This window comes from Sporolactobacillus sp. KGMB 08714 (assembly GCF_036598985.1).
Lineage (GTDB): Bacteria > Bacillota > Bacilli > Bacillales > Sporolactobacillaceae > Sporolactobacillus.
Genome location: NZ_JAUUBW010000001.1, coordinates 61,300 through 78,051, shown reverse-complemented (window position 1 = coordinate 78,051; position 16,752 = coordinate 61,300). Strand labels below are relative to the sequence as shown.

The window sequence follows — 16,752 nt, the reverse complement described above, 5'->3', positions numbered from 1 at the left end:
TACTGCCTAAGGCGGGTTTAAACTATGCTTTTGGAAATTAAAAACTATCTTTATCTCAGAACAATCATTTAAACCGGGATCGAGCATACATCGCTTTCCCTTGAAATTTTGGAATATCATCCGGAAATGATTGGAACAATTCATCATTTCGAAAGAAAAAGCAATTATAAAGTATTTTTTAAATAAAGACTTTTTTATGTTTGCTGATCTAAATAATTCGCTGTTCTTCATAAAGATTAAATTGTAATCCTTTTCACAAAGCGTTAGATTAAATTTGGAATGAATCTTCAGCGGCATGATTTTCCGGCGGGAAGAATCATTTTTAAAATTTTGCGGATGAACGGAGGAAGGTTTACATCATGAATTCTCTAGTGCTTATTAAAAAAGTTTTCGATAATGAAGCAATTGTGACTGACGCTTCCGGCCAGATTGACCCGAAACGAACGCCCAGCATCATGAGTGCTTACGATAAGTTTGCTCTCGAAGCGGCCGTCCAGCTGAAGGAAAAATTCGGCGGCAGCGTAACGGCCTTATCAATCGGTGAACCCGACAGTGAAACCGTTCTCAAAGAAGCGCTCTCGCTTGGCGCTGACGATACCCTGCTGATCAGCGACCCGGCCCTTTCCGGTTCCGACGGTCATGCCGAAAGTCTTGCTTTGGCGACAGCCATTAAGAAACTGGGGACTTTTGAAGTCATCTTTGCCGGCGTGCAGACAACGGATGACAATGACAGCCAGGTTGGACCGCAAGTCGCGGAGCTGCTCGGCATTCCGACGATTACGCATGCCATTAAATTGGAAGCAGCGGACAACAAGATCACCGTTACTAAAAAAACAGATGACGACCTGCAAGTTGTCGAGACCCCTTACCCTGTTTTAATAACAGTGGAAGATTCGCTGAATACACCACGTTATGCGTCCATTAAGAGTAAAATGACGGCCAAGCGCGCAAAGATAAAAACATCGTCTCTTGCTGATCTCGGAATCGCAGCAGACAAAGTCGGCAAAGGGTCACCGACTCAAATTAAAGAAGTATTTGCACCGGAGAAAAAGGCGGCCGGCATCCTTATTAATGAAGATTCGGCAGAAGCTTCCGCAAAAAAACTGGTTGAGCAGCTTGCCGCAGCAAAATTAATTTGATCTTTGAGGAGGAACTGTAATAATGGCAGCAGATAATTTTAAAAATGTGTGGGTGTACATTGATAAAACGGGCGACGGTCTGATTAAAAATGTAAGTCTGGAATTGATCAACGGTGCAAAAAGCCTGACTAAAGAAAACGGAGAAAAAGTAGTCGCTGTCATTATCGGCAGCGACAATCAGACAATCATCGACACCGTCAAAAAATATGGCGCTGATCAGATTCTCAGTGTCGACGGCGAAGCTTATAAAACTTTCAATCTTGAAAACTACACCGGTGCATTGGCAGCCCTGGTCACTGAATATGCGCCGGCAGCCGTGCTTTTCGGAGCAACGTTAAATGGTAAGGATCTGGCGGCAGGCCTGGCCGCTAAAAGCGAGACAAGCGTCGCCAATGACTGCACCGCTGCCGCTGTGGTCGACGGTGCCATTGAATGGACACGTGCTATATACGGCGGCAAATTTTTGACAAAAGTCGTCGGCAACGGCGTCTTTCCGCAAATCGCTACGGTTCGTACGGGTATTTTTTCTAAAGTGGAAGCCCCTTCCGATGCCGAAGTGATCAAGAAATCTATCGAACCTAAGAATCCCGCTCAGGTCAAACTCGTTAATGTCATTAAAGCCGACAACTCCTCCATCAATCTTGAAGAAGCGAAGGTAGTCGTCGGAGCAGGACGAGGCGTTAACGATAAAAACATGGCGGATTTGAAGGAACTGGCTTCTCTGTTTGAAGCGGGAGGTGTCGGAGGAACACGCCCTGTCATTGATGCAGGCTTGCTGTCTCCGCAGGAACAAATCGGACTGTCCGGGAAAAAGATTAGTCCGGATCTTTATTTCGCTATCGGTGTTTCCGGAGCTTCTCAGCACGTTCAGGGCATTAAAGATTCGAAGGTCATTGTCGCTGTCAATCGCGACGCCGACGCGCCTATTTTTGAAATCTCGGATTACGGGGTTGTCGGGGATTTGAATCAGGTCGTTCCGGCAGTCATTTCGGAAATTAAAAAATTGAAATAAGCTAAGTTTACTTTCGCAATTCAGCGATAAAGAATCGGAGGGGGGAGGTATTCATGCGCAGAATCGCCGTTTATCCAGGCAGTTTCGATCCCGTTACGTTTGGCCATCTTGATATCATTAAACGAAGCAGTCAGCTGTTTGATCAGGTGATTGTCGCCGTTCTTAAAAATTCCTGCAAAAAACCACTGTTTACAGTCGGAGAACGGCTTTTTTTTTTAAAAGATGCGACTTCGGGAATTGACAATGTGACGATTGACAGTTTTGACGGATTGCTTATCGATTATTTGCATGAAAAGAATATCCACACGATTCTTCGCGGACTTCGGGCCATATCGGATTTGGAATATGAAATGCAAATCGCGCTGCTTAACAAAAAGCTTTATCCGGCAGCGGAAACCTTTTTCATGATAGCGGACAATAAATATTCATTTTTAAGCTCGAGCATGGTGAAAGAAGTGGCCCAGTACGGCGGACACATTTCCGAGCTTGTCCCGAGAATTTGCGAAAGCGCTTTAAAAGAAAAATTCGAAAAAAAAGTAGGAACCGTCTAAAAGGGCGGCAAGAGTAAATGTTATCATTCGGGATCGAATGGATAAATTTAAATCGGACAGTTAAAATTCTTAGTCGCTAGTGATTAAGGATTTTGATTAAAAATTAATTAATTAGGAGCTGAGAAAGATGGCAGCAAAGGATTATGAAAATTTTAAAATTGGCGACAGCGCAACTTTTTCAAAAACGATCACCGTACACGATGTTGAAACCTTCGCCGGTCTGACGGGAGATTTTAACCCTGTTCATATCAACGCCGAGTATGCCAAAAATTCCCTTTTCAAAGAAAGAATTGCCCATGGGATATTGACCGCCGGGTTTATTTCCGCTGTACTTGGAACTAAATTGCCGGGAGAAGGCGCCATATATCTGGGTCAGACTTTAAAATTCACGGCGCCGGTTAAATATGGAGACACGGTTACGGCAAAGGCGACGATAACAGAAAAACGGGACGATAAAAAGATTCTTAAACTGCATACCGTCGTGACGAATCAAGACGGAAAAACGGTTATTGACGGAGAAGCGGTTTTGAAGTGCTGAAAAACAGCGAAAAAAGCAATAAAGCAATGATGAAAGAACGATGATTGAAGGGCTGTTCCGGGAAAATTTTTTCTTCCGGAAAAGCCCCTCATTTTTTCTATTCCGGTTTACAAGCATCAGCAGAAAAAGTTCGACAATAAGTGATGACGAACGGCTTCTTCTCTCTTCTTAGTTACCGGCTGTTCCAAAAATTAAGAGGCTAATATTTCCAGACTGCCTAATGAATCCGTCATTGAATCGAAGATCGATTGATAGGCCTCTAAGTATTGTATACTAGTAATATCATTTGAATTTTTTTATTGCCCCTACCCCCTACCGCCACGTGTACGCGGCAGGTCAATTTTTGCATTGAGCAGTTAATCGCAAAGGATGTGGAGCTTTTTGGAGCCGAAAGAGCAAGTGAAAGAAACAATGGCACGGCTAAAACAGGAAATGGACGATTTAAAAAGTTCTATCAGCGAAAGCCATACGGATCTTACTCCGGAAATCGATGAGATCTCTGAAGCCCTTCAAAAAGTAGAAGGAAAAATAACCGGATCGGTGACACCCTGGGATCGTGTCTTAATCGCCAGAAAATTTTCCCGGCCAACGACATTGGATTACATTCATCTTTTATTTACGGATTTTATTGAATGCCACGGAGATCGTTTATTTGCCGATGATGCTGCGATCGTAGGCGGGATTGCGCGTTTTCACGGGCGCCCGATAACCATTATCGGCGAACAGCGCGGGCGAAATACAAAAGAAAATCTTGAACGTAATTTCGGCATGCCGCATCCGGAAGGCTATCGGAAAGCGCTGCGGCTTATGCGGGAAGCTGAAAAATTTCACCGTCCGATCATTACATTTGTTGACACAAAGGGTGCCTATCCCGGCTCCGAGGCCGAAGCACGCGGACAAAGTGAAGCGATTGCCAGGAATCTTTACGAGATGGCCGGCATGACGGTTCCGATTATCAGCGCCGTGATCGGTGAGGGCGCCAGCGGCGGTGCCCTCGCAATCAGCGTTGCTAACAAAATGCTGATGCTGGAGAACTCCTGGTATTCGGTCATCTCCCCCGAAGGTGCCGCGTCTATCTTGTGGCGGGACGCCAAGTTTGCGGAAAGAGCGGCACAAATGATGAGCATTACTTGTTTTGAATTAAAAGAACTTGGAATTATTGATAAAATCGTCCCGGAGGTCAGCGGCGGCGCCGATCGTAATCACAAAGAACAGGCACGTTATCTGGATCAGGCGCTGACCGAGACACTGTTGGAGCTCGATAAGCTGAGCCCTGAAGCGCTTCGGGAACAGCGAACCGCCAAGTTTCTGTCGATCGGCACCTTTACAACTGCTAAAGCGGATCATTCTGAATGAGTAAGCAGACTGATTGGGTTCGTCAACTTTAACTTTTTTCATCCTTCATTGAATCCGACGTGTACTCCTTTATCGATTCAGCCTGCCGGAATCAGTCATTTTGCGTATAATATGTATCTGTTTTGCAATTTCAGCTTTCCTGAGATTTTTTCACAGCGCTTAAGAATATAAGAATAACCGTCTCTTTATTGGGTTCAATGAAAAGAGACGGTTTTTCGGTTCCGATTGCAGGACGTACCGATTGAACAACAGGACAGCTTTTCGAGACAGGACGTACTGTTTTTATTGTTTCTCCCCCACTTAAAATGGAATGAGCCCGGATAGAGATTTAGCGAATACACGTTCCGCTCTTTGTAACGTTCATTATCTGTGTCAGCACCTGCACTTGGAGGACCATATGCTGCGGCCGCTGCAGCATCTTTCTGATTGATGAGAGGTTCCCGCCTTTATGGGCCCGTTCAACATGACCGGATGATTCAATTAACTCCATGATTTTATTTTCCCCTCCCTTTTCCTGATACCTGCATACTTATGCCGGTATTCCACAACCTCAGGCTCTGCACAGTAAACGAAATGGCCGGGGACAATTTCATGAAGCTTTTCAGTATATTCGCCGTCTGATAGCTGTTGATACTCAATCCGCTTCCGGCTTCGTTCCGAGATTGGATCCGGTTGCGGAATGGCCGACAGAAGGGATTCTGTGTACGGATGCAGAGGTACTCTGTACAGTTCACCTGAATCAGCCAGTTCTACAATTTTCCCCTGATGCATGACGCCGATTCGATCGCTGATATATTTAACCATGGATAAATCATGAGCAATAAAAAGATAGGTCAAGCCCTGCTGCTGCTGTATTTTCTTCAACAAATTAACGACCTGTGCCTGAATGGAAACATCAAGAGCGGAAATGGGTTCATCAGCAATAATCAGTTCCGGGCGAACGGCCAGTGCTCGCGCAATCCCGATCCGCTGGCGCTGGCCGCCGGAAAATTCATTGGGACGGCGTCCCGCATGCTCGTGATTCAGGCCGACCTGTTCCAGCAGCTCGTAAACCCTGCTATCGCGTTCTTTAGGCGATCCGGAAAGATGATGGACATCCATTCCTTCCGCAATAATCTCTTTCACCGTCATATAGGGATCCAAAGAGGCGTATGGATCCTGAAAAATCATCTGAATCTCCCGGCGCAGCGCATTTCTTTCAGCAGATTTTCTGATCTTAAAGATATTTTCCCCTTTAAAATATATCTCTCCGCCCGTCGCTCTGTACAATTGAATAATCGTGCGACCGATCGTCGATTTTCCGCATCCCGATTCGCCGACCAGGCCGAAAGTTTCTCCCTTGAAGACAGCAAACGAAACATCATCAACGGCCCGAACTTCACGGCGGGTTCCAGCATTAAAATATTTTTTTACATGCCGTAATTCCAACAACTTTTCCTCTTTTTCATTCATGAAGGTACCCTCCCCTTTCCAAATAGCCGCTTAAAAATTGCATAGCGCCGTTGGATCTCCGCCGGAGGCGTGACAACGGGCGCCCTTGAATCAAGAAGCCATGTTGCCGCATAGTGGGTATCGGAAATACGGAACATCGGCGGCTGTTCGAGAGTATCTATTTTCAATGCGTAAGGATTGCGGGGCGCAAACGCATCCCCTTTCGGCGGATGGATTAGGTCGGGCGGCGATCCCGGAATGGTATGGAGCTCTTTATCCGTAAGATTCAGGGTGGGCATGGAACCGATCAATCCCCACGTATAGGGATGCTTCGGATTATAAAAAATTTCATCCACTGTTCCGATTTCAACAATCCGCCCCGCGTACATTACAGCTACACGACTGGCCACATTGGCCACAACGCCCAGGTCATGGGTAATAAAAATAATGGATGTCTTCATCCTTTTCTGAAGGTCTTTCAATAATTCAAGAATTTTCGCCTGAATCGTCACATCCAGGGCCGTAGTCGGCTCATCGGCAATGAGTATTTCAGGGTTGCATGCCAATGCGATGGCAATGACCACGCGCTGACGCATCCCTCCGGAAAACTGATGAGGATATTGCCTGATTCTTGTTTCCGGCTGAGAGATACCGACCATATTCAGCAATTCGACGGCTTTTTTTCTTGCCTGATCTCTCTTCAATTTTTGATGCATACGCAGGGGCTCAATCATTTGCCGCTCAATTGTCAGAGTTGGATTGAGGGAAGTCATGGGATCCTGAAAAATCATTGCGATGTCTTTTCCCCGTATCTTCATCATTTGTTTTTCAGAAGCACGGGATAAATCGATGCCGTTAAAAAGAATGGAGCCCTTTTGAATATCCGCTGTTTTCTCAGGAAGAAGACGCATGACCGCTCTGGCAGTAACGGACTTTCCCGAACCGGATTCACCGACAATCGCCAGTGTTTCCCCCCGATAGAGAGTCAGATCGATGCCGCGGACGGCTTGAACATCCCCCGCCCGCGTGTGAAACGAAACGGATAAACGATTTATTTGCAATATTTTAGAATCTGTCAAATCAACCACCTCAACTCTGGCTTCTTCATCAACCACTTTATTTTACGGGTTCAATAGCATCCCTCAACGCATCGCCAATAATATTAAAAGATAAAATGACAATCAGAATGAGCACTCCCGGAAAAATAGCAAGATAACCGGCAGTTCCGATATAATCCTGTGCGTTATTCAGCATGCTCCCCCAGGAGGATGCAGGCGGCTGTACCCCGAGTCCGAGAAAACTCAGCGCTGATTCGGTTAAGATTGCATTGGCGACATTGAGCGAAGCAGCCACAACAATGGACGGCATCACTCCCGGAATCAGATGCTTGAAAATGGCCCGCCACATCCTGACGCCAATCGATTGGGCATAAAGCATAAATTCCTGTTCCTTTATACTCATTGTCTGGGACCGTACGATTCTTGCGACGTCCATCCACGACAACAATCCTATAATGATGATCATGTTCGCGACGCTCGGCTTCAGATAAGCATTGAGAATCATCAGGATGAAAAAAGACGGAAGTGTCATAAACACGTCCAGAGTTCTCATGAACAAACTGTCGACCCCGCCGCCCAGATAGCCCGATACCGTTCCAATCAGGGTTCCGAGAGAAACGGCGATCAGCATTGAAAGCAGTCCAACTGCAAGAGAGACCCGGCCTCCGTACAGAATTCGGGTCAGATAGTCGCGCCCATGGTCATCGGTACCGAACCAGTGCGCCCATGAAGGTGCCCGGAGCTTATCAGTAATCGATAATTGATTCGGATCATAAGGGGAAAGAAACGCAAACAGACAAACAATGGTCAGCACAATCAATACGGAGCCGGCCGTTACAGCCCGGCGATCATGAATCAGCCGATAAAGAACGGTTTTTCGGCGTTCCTTATAAGTCACTTGTTCCGTTACAATAGAACCCTGGTTGAGAAGTTCAAAACGTCCATCATACATTTTGGGTTCACCTTACTTTCGAATTCTTGGATCTACAATTTGATAAGTGATGTCCGCAAGAAGATTCCCGATAATCAGCAATAATCCTGAAAAAAGCGTCATCGCCATAATAATCGGATAATCCAGGCTGAATATCGCATTCACACTGAGCGAACCCAGTCCCGGCCATGAAAAGACGCTTTCCGTAATATAAGCGCCGGAAATCAATGCCGGAAGCGACATGCCAAGCAATGTAATCACCGGAAGCATCACATTTTTCAAAACGTGATACCATAATAGTTTCCAAATGGAGAGCCCCTTGGCACGGCCAAATTCGACATAACTTTTTCTGATCTCAGACAGGGTGTTGGAGCGGACATAGCGATAGTAAGCCCCGCATCCCTGAAAAGTCAAAGTCGTCACCGGCAGCACAGCATGCCATACCAAATCACCGAAGCTGTTCACACCAACCGTTTGCATGCCAAGCGACGGCAACCAGTTAAGCTTCACTGAGAAAAAATCAATCAGAAGTATCCCGAACCAGAATACCGGAATAGAGATACTGATGTACGAAATCATATTCAGCACATGGTCAATCCAGGTATTTTCATACTTTGCTGCGATCAGGCCCAGTGGAATCGAGAACATAAGCGTCGCCGCCAGCGAGGTACCCATTAAACCGACCGTCGCAGGCAGTCTTTGAATGATCTGCCCGAGAACGGGCTGACTGTTTATCAGCGAATAGCCCAGATTGCCATGCAGGATCTGGCCCAGCCATCTGAAATATTGAATATATACCGGAAACGTGAGTCCGAGACTTTTCCGGATCCGTTCGACATCTTCCGGATGCATATTGGGGGTGACAAACATCTTTACCGGATCTCCCGGCGATAATTTAATCAGTGCAAAGGAGATAATAGAAATTACAAACAGCAATGGAATGATCTGAAGCACGCGTCTGACTGCCATTCTCATCAATCCTTATTCCTCCCAAAAAAGCAGACTTGGTGTCGCCACCAAGTCCGTGATCCTAACAGACACAAATTGATTATTATTTCAAATAAAGTTTGGATAAATCTCTTAAAATCGTCACCGGCTGCGGTTTGGCGGCATCGATGCCGCCATAATTTTTACTGATGGCAAAAAGCGCATCGTCATAAGAGATCGGGTAGAGTACCGCATCATCTGCAAGCTGTTTCTGAATCTGATCATATTCAGCGAATCGTTTGGTCTGGTTTGTCTCAACGGATGCCGTATCCCAAACTTTATCGAGCGCAGCGTTGTGATAGTTTGCATAGTTATATTGCGAGGCCGACTGGAAAAGCATCTTATACGTATCGGCTTCAGGTCCCATAATATAGCCGTTGAGTAAAATACCGTCGGCCGTGCTCTTACGATCGAGCTCAATGTTGGTAAAGGCCGCCGGATCCGTCGGCTTCAGCTGCAAATTCAAACCGATTTTCTTGAATTGCTGCTGGAAATAAAGCGCAATGCTTTCCTGAGCCTTATTATTATTCAGGTAAAGAATGGTAAACGGCTTCTTCTTATCTACCTTACTCTGATCAAGAAGCTGTTTCGCTTTGGTTAGATTATATGGATACGTTTGAACATTGGTATCCTGGAACTTTACATCTGAAGTAAAGATAGAAGATGCCGGAACCGCGTATTTATTAGAACCGTAGGCTGACTTTATGATATCTTCCCTGTTCAGCGCGTAGGAAATAGCCTGGCGAAACGTTTTGTTTTTAAACGCCGGTACATTCTCATTGAAGGTCGCATAGTTCAGACGATATTCGGGGTAGGAAACCACGTCAACATTCCCCTTGCCGGTCACATTAGCCACATCTTCAGGCTGAATAGCTTTCAACTGTATGCTTCCGTTTTGCAGGCCCAGATTGGCCGCGTTCTGATCTTTCGCAATCTGAAAGACTACTTTATCAAGATGCGGTTTTCCTGCGTAGTAACCATCGAATCGTTTCAATTCAACATACTGGCCGGGTTTATAGGTGACAAACTGATAAGGTCCCGATCCAATCGGATGGTTGTTTTTTGTGCTTTTCTGGAGATTGCTTTCGTTGGCGAAAACATGCTGAGGAATCGGAAAGAGCTGTTCCAGATTCAACTGAAAAGAAGGGGCAACCGTCGGAAGCGTGAACTGAACCGTTTGATTGTCTAAAGCAACCGCTTTGACCGGCTCATTATTAAAAACAAAGTTGCCGCGAAGATCGCTGTTTTGTTTTGGATCGAGGATCGTATTGATCGTGAAGACAACATCCTTGGCCGTTAACGGTTTCCCATCCTGCCACTTCAAATTTTTCTTGAGTATGAGTTTATACGTCTTTTGATCCTTTGATACTGTCAGTTTATCGGCTAACGCCGGTATAACCTTCCGGCCGCTGATATAAAACAGCGGAGCAAACAGGGCTTGCTGAATAGTCAGGGTGACACGGTCGCTGGCGTAATTCGGGTTCAGAACATCCGGATCCCCTGATACAGCAATGGTAATCGATCCCCCCTCTTTACTTCCCTTGCTTGATGATGCTGTACCCGAACCGCATGCCGTTAGCGACGCGATCAAGAGCACGGCAAAAAAAGTAAGCAGCAGCTTTTTCAATTCTCTTCCCCCTCGTAGAAAAATAATAAAATCATACAGCCTTTTTTCTCTTTTAAATAAACCTGCTCAAACAATGATGATCCATCCATTTATTATTTTTTCTCAGGACGAGCCCCCCTCCCGCACTCCGGAAACAAAAAAACAAGCCAAATAAGATAAAAAGGCTTGTCATCCGTCCCTCTTATCTTCAGAACAACAATCGTTCTCCTGGAATTAACACCATACACGCCAATGTGCTGGTTGTCGGGCTTCCTCGGGCCAGTCCCTCCGCCACTCTGGATAAGAAATATAGCATATTAAGTTGATGTGATTAATAATAAATTGTTAAGCCTCCGATGTCAATGATTAAGTGCATTAATCCTATAGACTTTTATAGCATTATCCATTTTGACAAACAATCATGCGGCCTGAAAAGAGATTCAGAAATGTCGCATACTGCTGCAAAATATTTTTAAATGGGTATCCTGTCGGACCGCGATGTGAAAACGCTATCGACGGGGCGATACTCCGCTTGAATGGGGCGGATCGCGACCATTTCAGGGCGATTGTCCGCTGCTTTAGGGCGATTCATTCTTTTTTCAGGGCGATAAGCTCTTGGCGGGGCGATACTTGGCCAAAACAGGGCGGATCGCGACCATTTTAGGGCGATTGTCCGCTGCTTTAGGGCGATTCATTCTTTTTTCAGGGCGATAAACTCTTGGCGGGGCGATACTGGCCGGCGGCCCGGCTGCATAGAGTGGATTTCAGTTCCTTATCGACCGTCACAGAGAGTTTATCGGTCGTTACACCCGGTTTATCGACCGTTCGGAGCAGTTTATCGGTCGTCGGCGGTGCTTAATCGGTCTTCAGCTATTACACCCGGTTTATCAACCGCGACAGGATTTTATCGACTGCTGCAGAAGTTTGTTAGTCACGGAAACGCTCTCCGTCTTTCAAAAGATAGATGGTTTCAGGAAGAGTCGAACATCCATTGACGGCACAGCAGGACAATAAGCTAAAGAGGCACTCCTATTAATGTCCGAAACTGCTTGCTCATTCTGCAGCCGTTCCCCGTCTACAAATTCCAATGACAAGAAATTTTTTTGCTCAAAGGTTCCCTGTTGTTCTATAATAGATAATTATGGTATATAACAGCTGAGGAATTTTAAATTTTCCTGTGAGATGCTGATGAGCGGGTCCTGTTTTATTCCGGCTATCTTAGCAGGCCGCACATTGCTGATGAGGATGCCAGACGGATGACTACATATTTTTATAGAGCCTGATCCTGTTCGTTTGTTGCGACGGCAGCCTTACGATGCCGTCGTTTACTTAAAAAAACCGGTACGGCATACACGATCTGGCCGATGCAGGCATTGTTTTAACCGGGAGCATGAGTATTTATTTTGTTTGTTAAAAAGCCGATGCCGGCGCTGAAGATGATTTTGACTGTCTTTACCGGTGTGGCACCATCGGAGCGGACCGTCTTGGGGAAACAGATGCCGGCCAGCTCAGCCAGCCCTTCATCACGCGGCGGCAAAATTAAACGGCTGTATTGTTTAACAAAGCTCCTGATTGCCAACACTTTCCATAGATAAAGGCATTGATCTGCCCGCTTTCAGGAAACTCTAAAACGGGAATCGAACCTCGCCGTTCCCGCCACGAACCCTCACAGGAGAACACACCCCCCTTTATGTCTCTCTCAGCATGCCCGGTTATGCCCGCCATCTGGGATTCAGCGCTGTTTCATGAAGCCGAGGTTCAGCAGAATATGAAGTTCAAACTGTTTTTTTTGAAGTTTCATTCAGGAAAGAAGAGGAATTATGTCAGAGAATAAAAAATTAAATCGTGGTTTAAAGAACCGGCACATTCAATTAATGGCTATCGGCGGAGCCATTGGGACTGGACTTTTCCTGGGCGCCGGAAAATCCATTCACTTAGCCGGTCCCTCCATCTTACTCGTTTACTTAATCATTGGTATCGCTCTTTTCTTCGTCATGCGGGCCTTAGGAGAATTGCTCATCTATCGGCCTACAACCGGTTCGTTCGCCGCATTTGCCGAGGAATTCATAGGACCGTGGGCCGGTTTCATTACCGGCTGGACCTATTGGTTCTGCTGGATCGCGACGGCTATCGCGGAAATAACGGCCGTCGGCATTTACATCCAATTTTGGTTTCCGGCTGTCCCGCAATGGATCCCGGCGCTTATCTGCGTTCTTGCCTTATTTATTCTGAATATGTCGACTGTCAGAGCTTTTGGTGAAATTGAATTTTGGTTTGCTTTAATAAAAATTATTGCAATCTTAGCCTTGATTGCAATAGGATTGGTTCTTGTACTGGCAGGATTTCACAATCATGAGACGCACGCCGCCTTTTCAAATTTATGGGCCAACGGCGGATTTTTCCCTAACGGGTTTACCGGATTTGTCCTTTCATTCCAAATGGCCGTATTTGCTTTTGTCGGCATAGAGCTTGTCGGCATTACGGCCGGGGAAACGGATCGCCCGGACAAAACGCTTCCTAAAGCCATTAACAACATACCGATTCGAATTTTGATTTTCTATATCGGCGCCCTTTTAATGATCATGTCAATTTATTCCTGGAATGACGTCAGTCCTTCAAGCAGTCCGTTTGTCCAGGTTTTTACAATGGTCGGAATACCCAGTGCAGCCGGTATTGTTAACTTTGTCGTCCTGACGTCCGCCGCTTCTTCATGTAACAGCGGCATTTTCAGTACAAGCAGAATGCTGTATTCGCTTGGCGAACGCGGTGAAGCACCAGGCAAATTAAAAGTCCTGAACAGCAGGAACGTCCCTGCTCCCGCATTAATTGCATCAGTCATTATGCTCTTAATCGGTGTGCTGCTTAATTATATCATTCCCAATGCAACGACCGTTTTTACCCTTGTAACCAGCATAGCAACTATTTGCTTTATCTGGGTATGGGGTATTATCTTAATCGCACATTTAAGATTTCGAAAATTAAAACCCGAGGAAGCCAGAAAAAATACCTTTAAAATGCCTTTTTCACCTTATATAAATTGGATTATTCTTGCCTTTTTTGTTTTCGTTATTGTCCTGCTGGCACTCGCCGCAGATACGCGCATTGCTTTGTTCGTTACACCGGTCTGGTTCGTGCTGCTTGTGGCGGCCTATCTTATAAGGAAGGCAAAAAAGCAAGGCACTCAACAACACAAGCAGGCATAAGTCTGTTTGACTGTATTCTGCCCGTAGTCATTTACAGGCCGGATGCCGCTGCAGAATTTTTGCGTGACCCGGATGTCCGCTATTTAACCGCTCTTAATTTAATGATGATCCGGTCTTTTTCATAGCTGTTACGCGGGCATAGTCATCACTTACTAAAAGATTGGATATCCCATGTTAAAAATGAAGATGAGATGATGAAAACATGAAATTTCAACAAATGCCGACCAACCAAAACACATCCTGAAAGACCGGCTGCGGACACTTGCAGTTGGCCGCTGTCTGACGCGCGTTTAAATATTCGGGTCAATGCCGATGAATGCTTTACCCGTTTCTTCCATTATTTTCTTAAGCCCGGTCACGATTTTTATGCCTGAACTGCAGCCGATTCTCTCTGCTCCGCTTTCAATCATTTTAATAAATGTTTCCGCATCGCGTATGCCGCCGGCTGCTTTCACTTTCACAGCCGTCCCCACTGTCTGTTTCATAAGACGCACGTCTTCACAGGTTGCACCGCCTGGGCCGAATCCGGTCGAAGTTTTTATAAAATCCGGACGTACTTCTTTAGCAATGTTCGCTACCTTAACAATCTCGCTTTTAGTCAAATAAGCGTTTTCAAATATAGCTTTGGAGACGGCTCCGTACTGATGGCAAACCGAAACAATTTGAGACATTTCTTCCTTTATATAGGCATCATTCTGATTTTTCACTTCCGCAATGTTTATCACATAGTCGATTTCATCTGCGCCATTGTCAAGTGCATCTCTAGCTTCTGCTGCTTTCGCCTTGATCGAGGTCTGGCCCAGCGGAAAACTGACGGCTGCTCCGACGTGGACGTCCGTATCTTTAAGCAGTTGGGAACAAAAACCGGATTGCACTTGATTAACTGCCACCATTCTGAAGTGAAACGTTTTTGCCTCCCTGCACAATTTTTCGATATCCTCTTTCGTTGCATCGGGCTTCAAATTGGTGTGATCGATGAGCCTGCACAGCTCATCAAGGGTATATTCGGTCATTTAACAGCGCTCCTTTAGATAAAGATATCTATCAATTGACTTAATTATACATCCGGAATTAATCGAACGGCAGACCGGAAAAGTGAAAATGGTGAACCTGCTCTTTATGTCTCATTGATTCGATCCGTCGGCGTTCTGAAGCTTTGAACTTATTTCATTGATAGATCTCGTTCTCGTTCGCAGTCCCTGTCCCGAATGATTCCCGGATGGCCGGTCCATCAGCTCTGCATTCTAATGGAGCAGCTGCACGGCCCTCTGGAATCGTGACGGCGGACTCAGGCTGTCGCTCACCTGCCTTAAATCAGGCAACGGAAAAGCAGCGATTATTCGGAGCCGGATCGGAAAACCCAAAACCTATTCAATCCATTGTTTTAATTTCTTCAGCAAGTCTGTGTAATCAACCTTAGAAAAATCATTGACGTCTTCAGTCAATAACCAGCCTAGCCTGAATGTATTGTAACCGCGTACTTTCATTCTGTCGCTGAACAATTTTTTTGTGGGCAAACCGTCCGCTTTCGAATGATCATCTAAAACATCGCCATAGTGATAATGATTCATTATATGGCCAAGATGACGGGTCGGATCGAGATCTCTCTTTCGCTGTCTCTCATACAGTACATCAGTATCTGCATAAAGGCGGATCGTAATCGGGACATAATCATATTGTTTTGCTGAGTTTTCCAGTGCGGGTTTTTGTTTGTCACTGAATGGATAATCCGTCAAAATATGGCGCTCTGTTTTCATCGCTTCGTCAATTGCTTCAAAGTAATCCTGCAGCGATTGACGGTCAACCTTTTTCTTTTCATCTAAATTATCAAAGCCGTACTGATCATAATTAGCCTCTTTAATCTTATCCATATTAACATTGGCAAAATGGCCGATCTCTTTTTCTATCATGTCTCCGAGGTATGTTTTACCCGTTCCCGGCGGTCCTGCAATCAAAAGCAATACTTTTTTTGCTGCCATAATCCTTGCCTCCCCAAAATAAAATAAGGATCATACACTCAATATGGATCCTTATTTTAGTCAGCCTATAGATTCGGCGTACATTATGCCATTAAAACATTATTATTTTTGTTCATGAATAAATTAATCTTGTGGAATACTATATCGTGGACAGCTTCATTGCAAGGCACGATATTGTTCCTCAGGGAAGCATTGACTTCAGTTGTTTTGAATTTTTCTTGAGCTGTTTTTGTCCAAGTAACCAACAGTTCAGTGCCCACGTTAAATTTTCTGATACCGTTTTCTGTCAATCGATGATAATCTTTTTCATTCACACCGGTTCCGCCATGAACTACCATGGGAACCGATAAGACTTTGTGCAAGGCTTCAATCAATGGAAAGTTCAGCTGGGTCTTGGACCTGAATTGTCCGTGATGAGTGCCAATACCGACGGCCAAAGCATCAACGTCTGCCTGTCTGCAAAACGCAACCGCATCTTTAGGATCGGTGTAAGCCCCCTCTTTAACCGTGACCCCTTCTTCCGTGCCGCCGATCGTACCGATCTCCGCTTCGACGGACACATTGCGCGGATGAGCATATTCGATCACACGTAAGGTTTTCATGATATTCTCTTTCAGCGGCATTGCTGAACCGTCAAACATAACCGAGCGATACCCGGCATCAATCGCATCTTTGATATCTGCAAAATTCTTTGCATGATCCAAATGTAAATCGACATCGACAAGCAGATCCTCGGCCATCGATTGGCAGACAGCAACGAAGTTCTTCATTCCCACATAACGCGCGGTACCGACGCTTGTTTGAATGATAATCGGCGAACCGGCATCTCTTGCGGCCGAGATCATGGCCGGCACCATTTCCAGGTTATGAGCATTGAATGCTCCAACCGTATAATTAAGTCTTTCTGCTTCTGTAAGCAGGTCGTGTAAATTCTTGAACATAATATTGCCTCCATCGTAGA

16 protein-coding genes and 1 riboswitch are annotated in these 16,752 nt (G+C 45.5%); of the genes, 7 read left to right on the top strand and 9 right to left on the bottom strand.

From position 1 onward, the window contains the following. Nucleotides 1-359 precede the first annotated feature (359 nt). From Q6A92_RS00365 to Q6A92_RS00345, 5 genes are all read left to right on the top strand, one after another. A complete protein-coding gene (locus tag Q6A92_RS00365) occupies nucleotides 360-1,139 on the top strand; it encodes an electron transfer flavoprotein subunit beta/FixA family protein (protein WP_274401615.1) in 780 nt (259 codons plus the stop codon). A gap of 22 nt (nucleotides 1,140-1,161) precedes the next feature. Next, nucleotides 1,162-2,151 carry an electron transfer flavoprotein subunit alpha/FixB family protein gene (locus Q6A92_RS00360; protein ID WP_332236663.1) on the top strand — a complete coding sequence of 330 codons (990 nt, stop codon included), beginning with the start codon at nucleotides 1,162-1,164 and terminating at the stop codon, nucleotides 2,149-2,151. 53 nt (nucleotides 2,152-2,204) lie between these two features. Next, on the top strand, nucleotides 2,205-2,702 hold the full coding sequence (coaD, locus tag Q6A92_RS00355; protein ID WP_274401613.1) for a pantetheine-phosphate adenylyltransferase: 498 nt from the start codon (nucleotides 2,205-2,207) through the stop codon (nucleotides 2,700-2,702). 127 nt (nucleotides 2,703-2,829) lie between these two features. Further along, nucleotides 2,830-3,240, top strand: a complete 411-nt coding sequence (locus Q6A92_RS00350) for a MaoC family dehydratase (RefSeq protein ID WP_332236662.1) — start codon at nucleotides 2,830-2,832, stop codon at nucleotides 3,238-3,240. A gap of 381 nt (nucleotides 3,241-3,621) precedes the next feature. Beyond that, nucleotides 3,622-4,596 (top strand): acetyl-CoA carboxylase carboxyltransferase subunit alpha, encoded by a 975-nt coding sequence (locus Q6A92_RS00345; protein WP_443029662.1) that lies wholly within the window; start codon nucleotides 3,622-3,624, stop codon nucleotides 4,594-4,596. A gap of 328 nt (nucleotides 4,597-4,924) precedes the next feature. On the opposite strand, the gene Q6A92_RS00340 is transcribed toward Q6A92_RS00345, so the two are convergent. The 6 genes from Q6A92_RS00340 to Q6A92_RS00315 form a co-directional block, all read right to left on the bottom strand. After that, on the bottom strand, nucleotides 4,925-5,086 hold the full coding sequence (locus tag Q6A92_RS00340) for a hypothetical protein (RefSeq protein WP_332236661.1): 162 nt from the start codon (nucleotides 5,084-5,086) through the stop codon (nucleotides 4,925-4,927). Further along, entirely contained in the window at nucleotides 5,077-6,048 is a 972-nt protein-coding gene (locus Q6A92_RS00335) for an ABC transporter ATP-binding protein (protein WP_332236660.1), read from the bottom strand. Before Q6A92_RS00335 ends, Q6A92_RS00340 begins: the two co-directional genes overlap by 10 nt. After that, nucleotides 6,045-7,106, bottom strand: a complete 1,062-nt coding sequence (locus Q6A92_RS00330; protein ID WP_274401646.1) for an ABC transporter ATP-binding protein — start codon at nucleotides 7,104-7,106, stop codon at nucleotides 6,045-6,047. Before Q6A92_RS00330 ends, Q6A92_RS00335 begins: the two co-directional genes overlap by 4 nt. 37 nt (nucleotides 7,107-7,143) lie before the next feature. Then, nucleotides 7,144-8,037 carry an ABC transporter permease gene (locus Q6A92_RS00325; RefSeq protein WP_332236659.1) on the bottom strand — a complete coding sequence of 298 codons (894 nt, stop codon included), beginning with the start codon at nucleotides 8,035-8,037 and terminating at the stop codon, nucleotides 7,144-7,146. A gap of 12 nt (nucleotides 8,038-8,049) precedes the next feature. After that, nucleotides 8,050-8,994, bottom strand: coding sequence for an ABC transporter permease (locus Q6A92_RS00320; protein ID WP_332236658.1), 945 nt, complete (start codon nucleotides 8,992-8,994; stop codon nucleotides 8,050-8,052). Nucleotides 8,995-9,067: 73 nt separating this feature from the next. After that, complete coding sequence (locus Q6A92_RS00315) at nucleotides 9,068-10,630, bottom strand: ABC transporter substrate-binding protein (protein WP_332236657.1); 1,563 nt, start codon at nucleotides 10,628-10,630, stop codon at nucleotides 9,068-9,070. A 178-nt stretch (nucleotides 10,631-10,808) separates the two neighbouring features. Beyond that, a riboswitch (SAM riboswitch) is annotated at nucleotides 10,809-10,916 on the bottom strand. 1,096 nt (nucleotides 10,917-12,012) lie between these two features. On the opposite strand from Q6A92_RS00315, the gene Q6A92_RS00310 reads away from it, so the two are divergent. Both Q6A92_RS00310 and Q6A92_RS00305 read left to right on the top strand, forming a co-directional pair. Next, nucleotides 12,013-12,204, top strand: a complete 192-nt coding sequence (locus tag Q6A92_RS00310) for a hypothetical protein (RefSeq protein WP_332236656.1) — start codon at nucleotides 12,013-12,015, stop codon at nucleotides 12,202-12,204. 225 nt (nucleotides 12,205-12,429) lie between these two features. Further along, nucleotides 12,430-13,812 carry an amino acid permease gene (locus tag Q6A92_RS00305; protein ID WP_274401607.1) on the top strand — a complete coding sequence of 461 codons (1,383 nt, stop codon included), beginning with the start codon at nucleotides 12,430-12,432 and terminating at the stop codon, nucleotides 13,810-13,812. 290 nt (nucleotides 13,813-14,102) lie between these two features. Here the strand turns inward: Q6A92_RS00305 and deoC are convergent, their stop codons facing one another. The 3 genes from deoC to Q6A92_RS00290 all read right to left on the bottom strand — a co-directional run bounded on the left by deoC (nucleotide 14,103) and on the right by Q6A92_RS00290 (nucleotide 16,732). Then, a complete protein-coding gene (gene deoC / locus Q6A92_RS00300; protein ID WP_274401606.1) occupies nucleotides 14,103-14,825 on the bottom strand; it encodes a deoxyribose-phosphate aldolase in 723 nt (240 codons plus the stop codon). Nucleotides 14,826-15,179: 354 nt separating this feature from the next. Next, nucleotides 15,180-15,791, bottom strand: coding sequence for an AAA family ATPase (locus Q6A92_RS00295; RefSeq protein WP_332236655.1), 612 nt, complete (start codon nucleotides 15,789-15,791; stop codon nucleotides 15,180-15,182). 83 nt (nucleotides 15,792-15,874) lie between these two features. After that, entirely contained in the window at nucleotides 15,875-16,732 is an 858-nt protein-coding gene (locus Q6A92_RS00290) for a class II fructose-bisphosphate aldolase (RefSeq protein ID WP_332236654.1), read from the bottom strand. Between the last annotated feature and the right edge of the window lie 20 nt (nucleotides 16,733-16,752).

Excerpts from the sequence above, each read along its gene's own strand:
- Q6A92_RS00305 (WP_274401607.1), top strand. The coding sequence starts at position 12,430 with ATGTCAGAGAATAAAAAATTAAATCGTGGTTTAAAGAACCGGCACATT.
- Q6A92_RS00335 (WP_332236660.1), bottom strand. The coding sequence starts at position 6,048 with ATGAATGAAAAAGAGGAAAAGTTGTTGGAATTACGGCATGTAAAAAAA.
- Q6A92_RS00350 (WP_332236662.1), top strand. The coding sequence starts at position 2,830 with ATGGCAGCAAAGGATTATGAAAATTTTAAAATTGGCGACAGCGCAACT.
- deoC (WP_274401606.1), bottom strand. The coding sequence starts at position 14,825 with ATGACCGAATATACCCTTGATGAGCTGTGCAGGCTCATCGATCACACC.
- Q6A92_RS00325 (WP_332236659.1), bottom strand. The coding sequence starts at position 8,037 with ATGTATGATGGACGTTTTGAACTTCTCAACCAGGGTTCTATTGTAACG.
- Q6A92_RS00295 (WP_332236655.1), bottom strand. The coding sequence starts at position 15,791 with ATGGCAGCAAAAAAAGTATTGCTTTTGATTGCAGGACCGCCGGGAACG.
- Q6A92_RS00340 (WP_332236661.1), bottom strand. The coding sequence starts at position 5,086 with ATGGAGTTAATTGAATCATCCGGTCATGTTGAACGGGCCCATAAAGGC.
- Q6A92_RS00360 (WP_332236663.1), top strand. The coding sequence starts at position 1,162 with ATGGCAGCAGATAATTTTAAAAATGTGTGGGTGTACATTGATAAAACG.
- Q6A92_RS00365 (WP_274401615.1), top strand. The coding sequence starts at position 360 with ATGAATTCTCTAGTGCTTATTAAAAAAGTTTTCGATAATGAAGCAATT.
- coaD (WP_274401613.1), top strand. The coding sequence starts at position 2,205 with ATGCGCAGAATCGCCGTTTATCCAGGCAGTTTCGATCCCGTTACGTTT.
- Q6A92_RS00290 (WP_332236654.1), bottom strand. The coding sequence starts at position 16,732 with ATGTTCAAGAATTTACACGACCTGCTTACAGAAGCAGAAAGACTTAAT.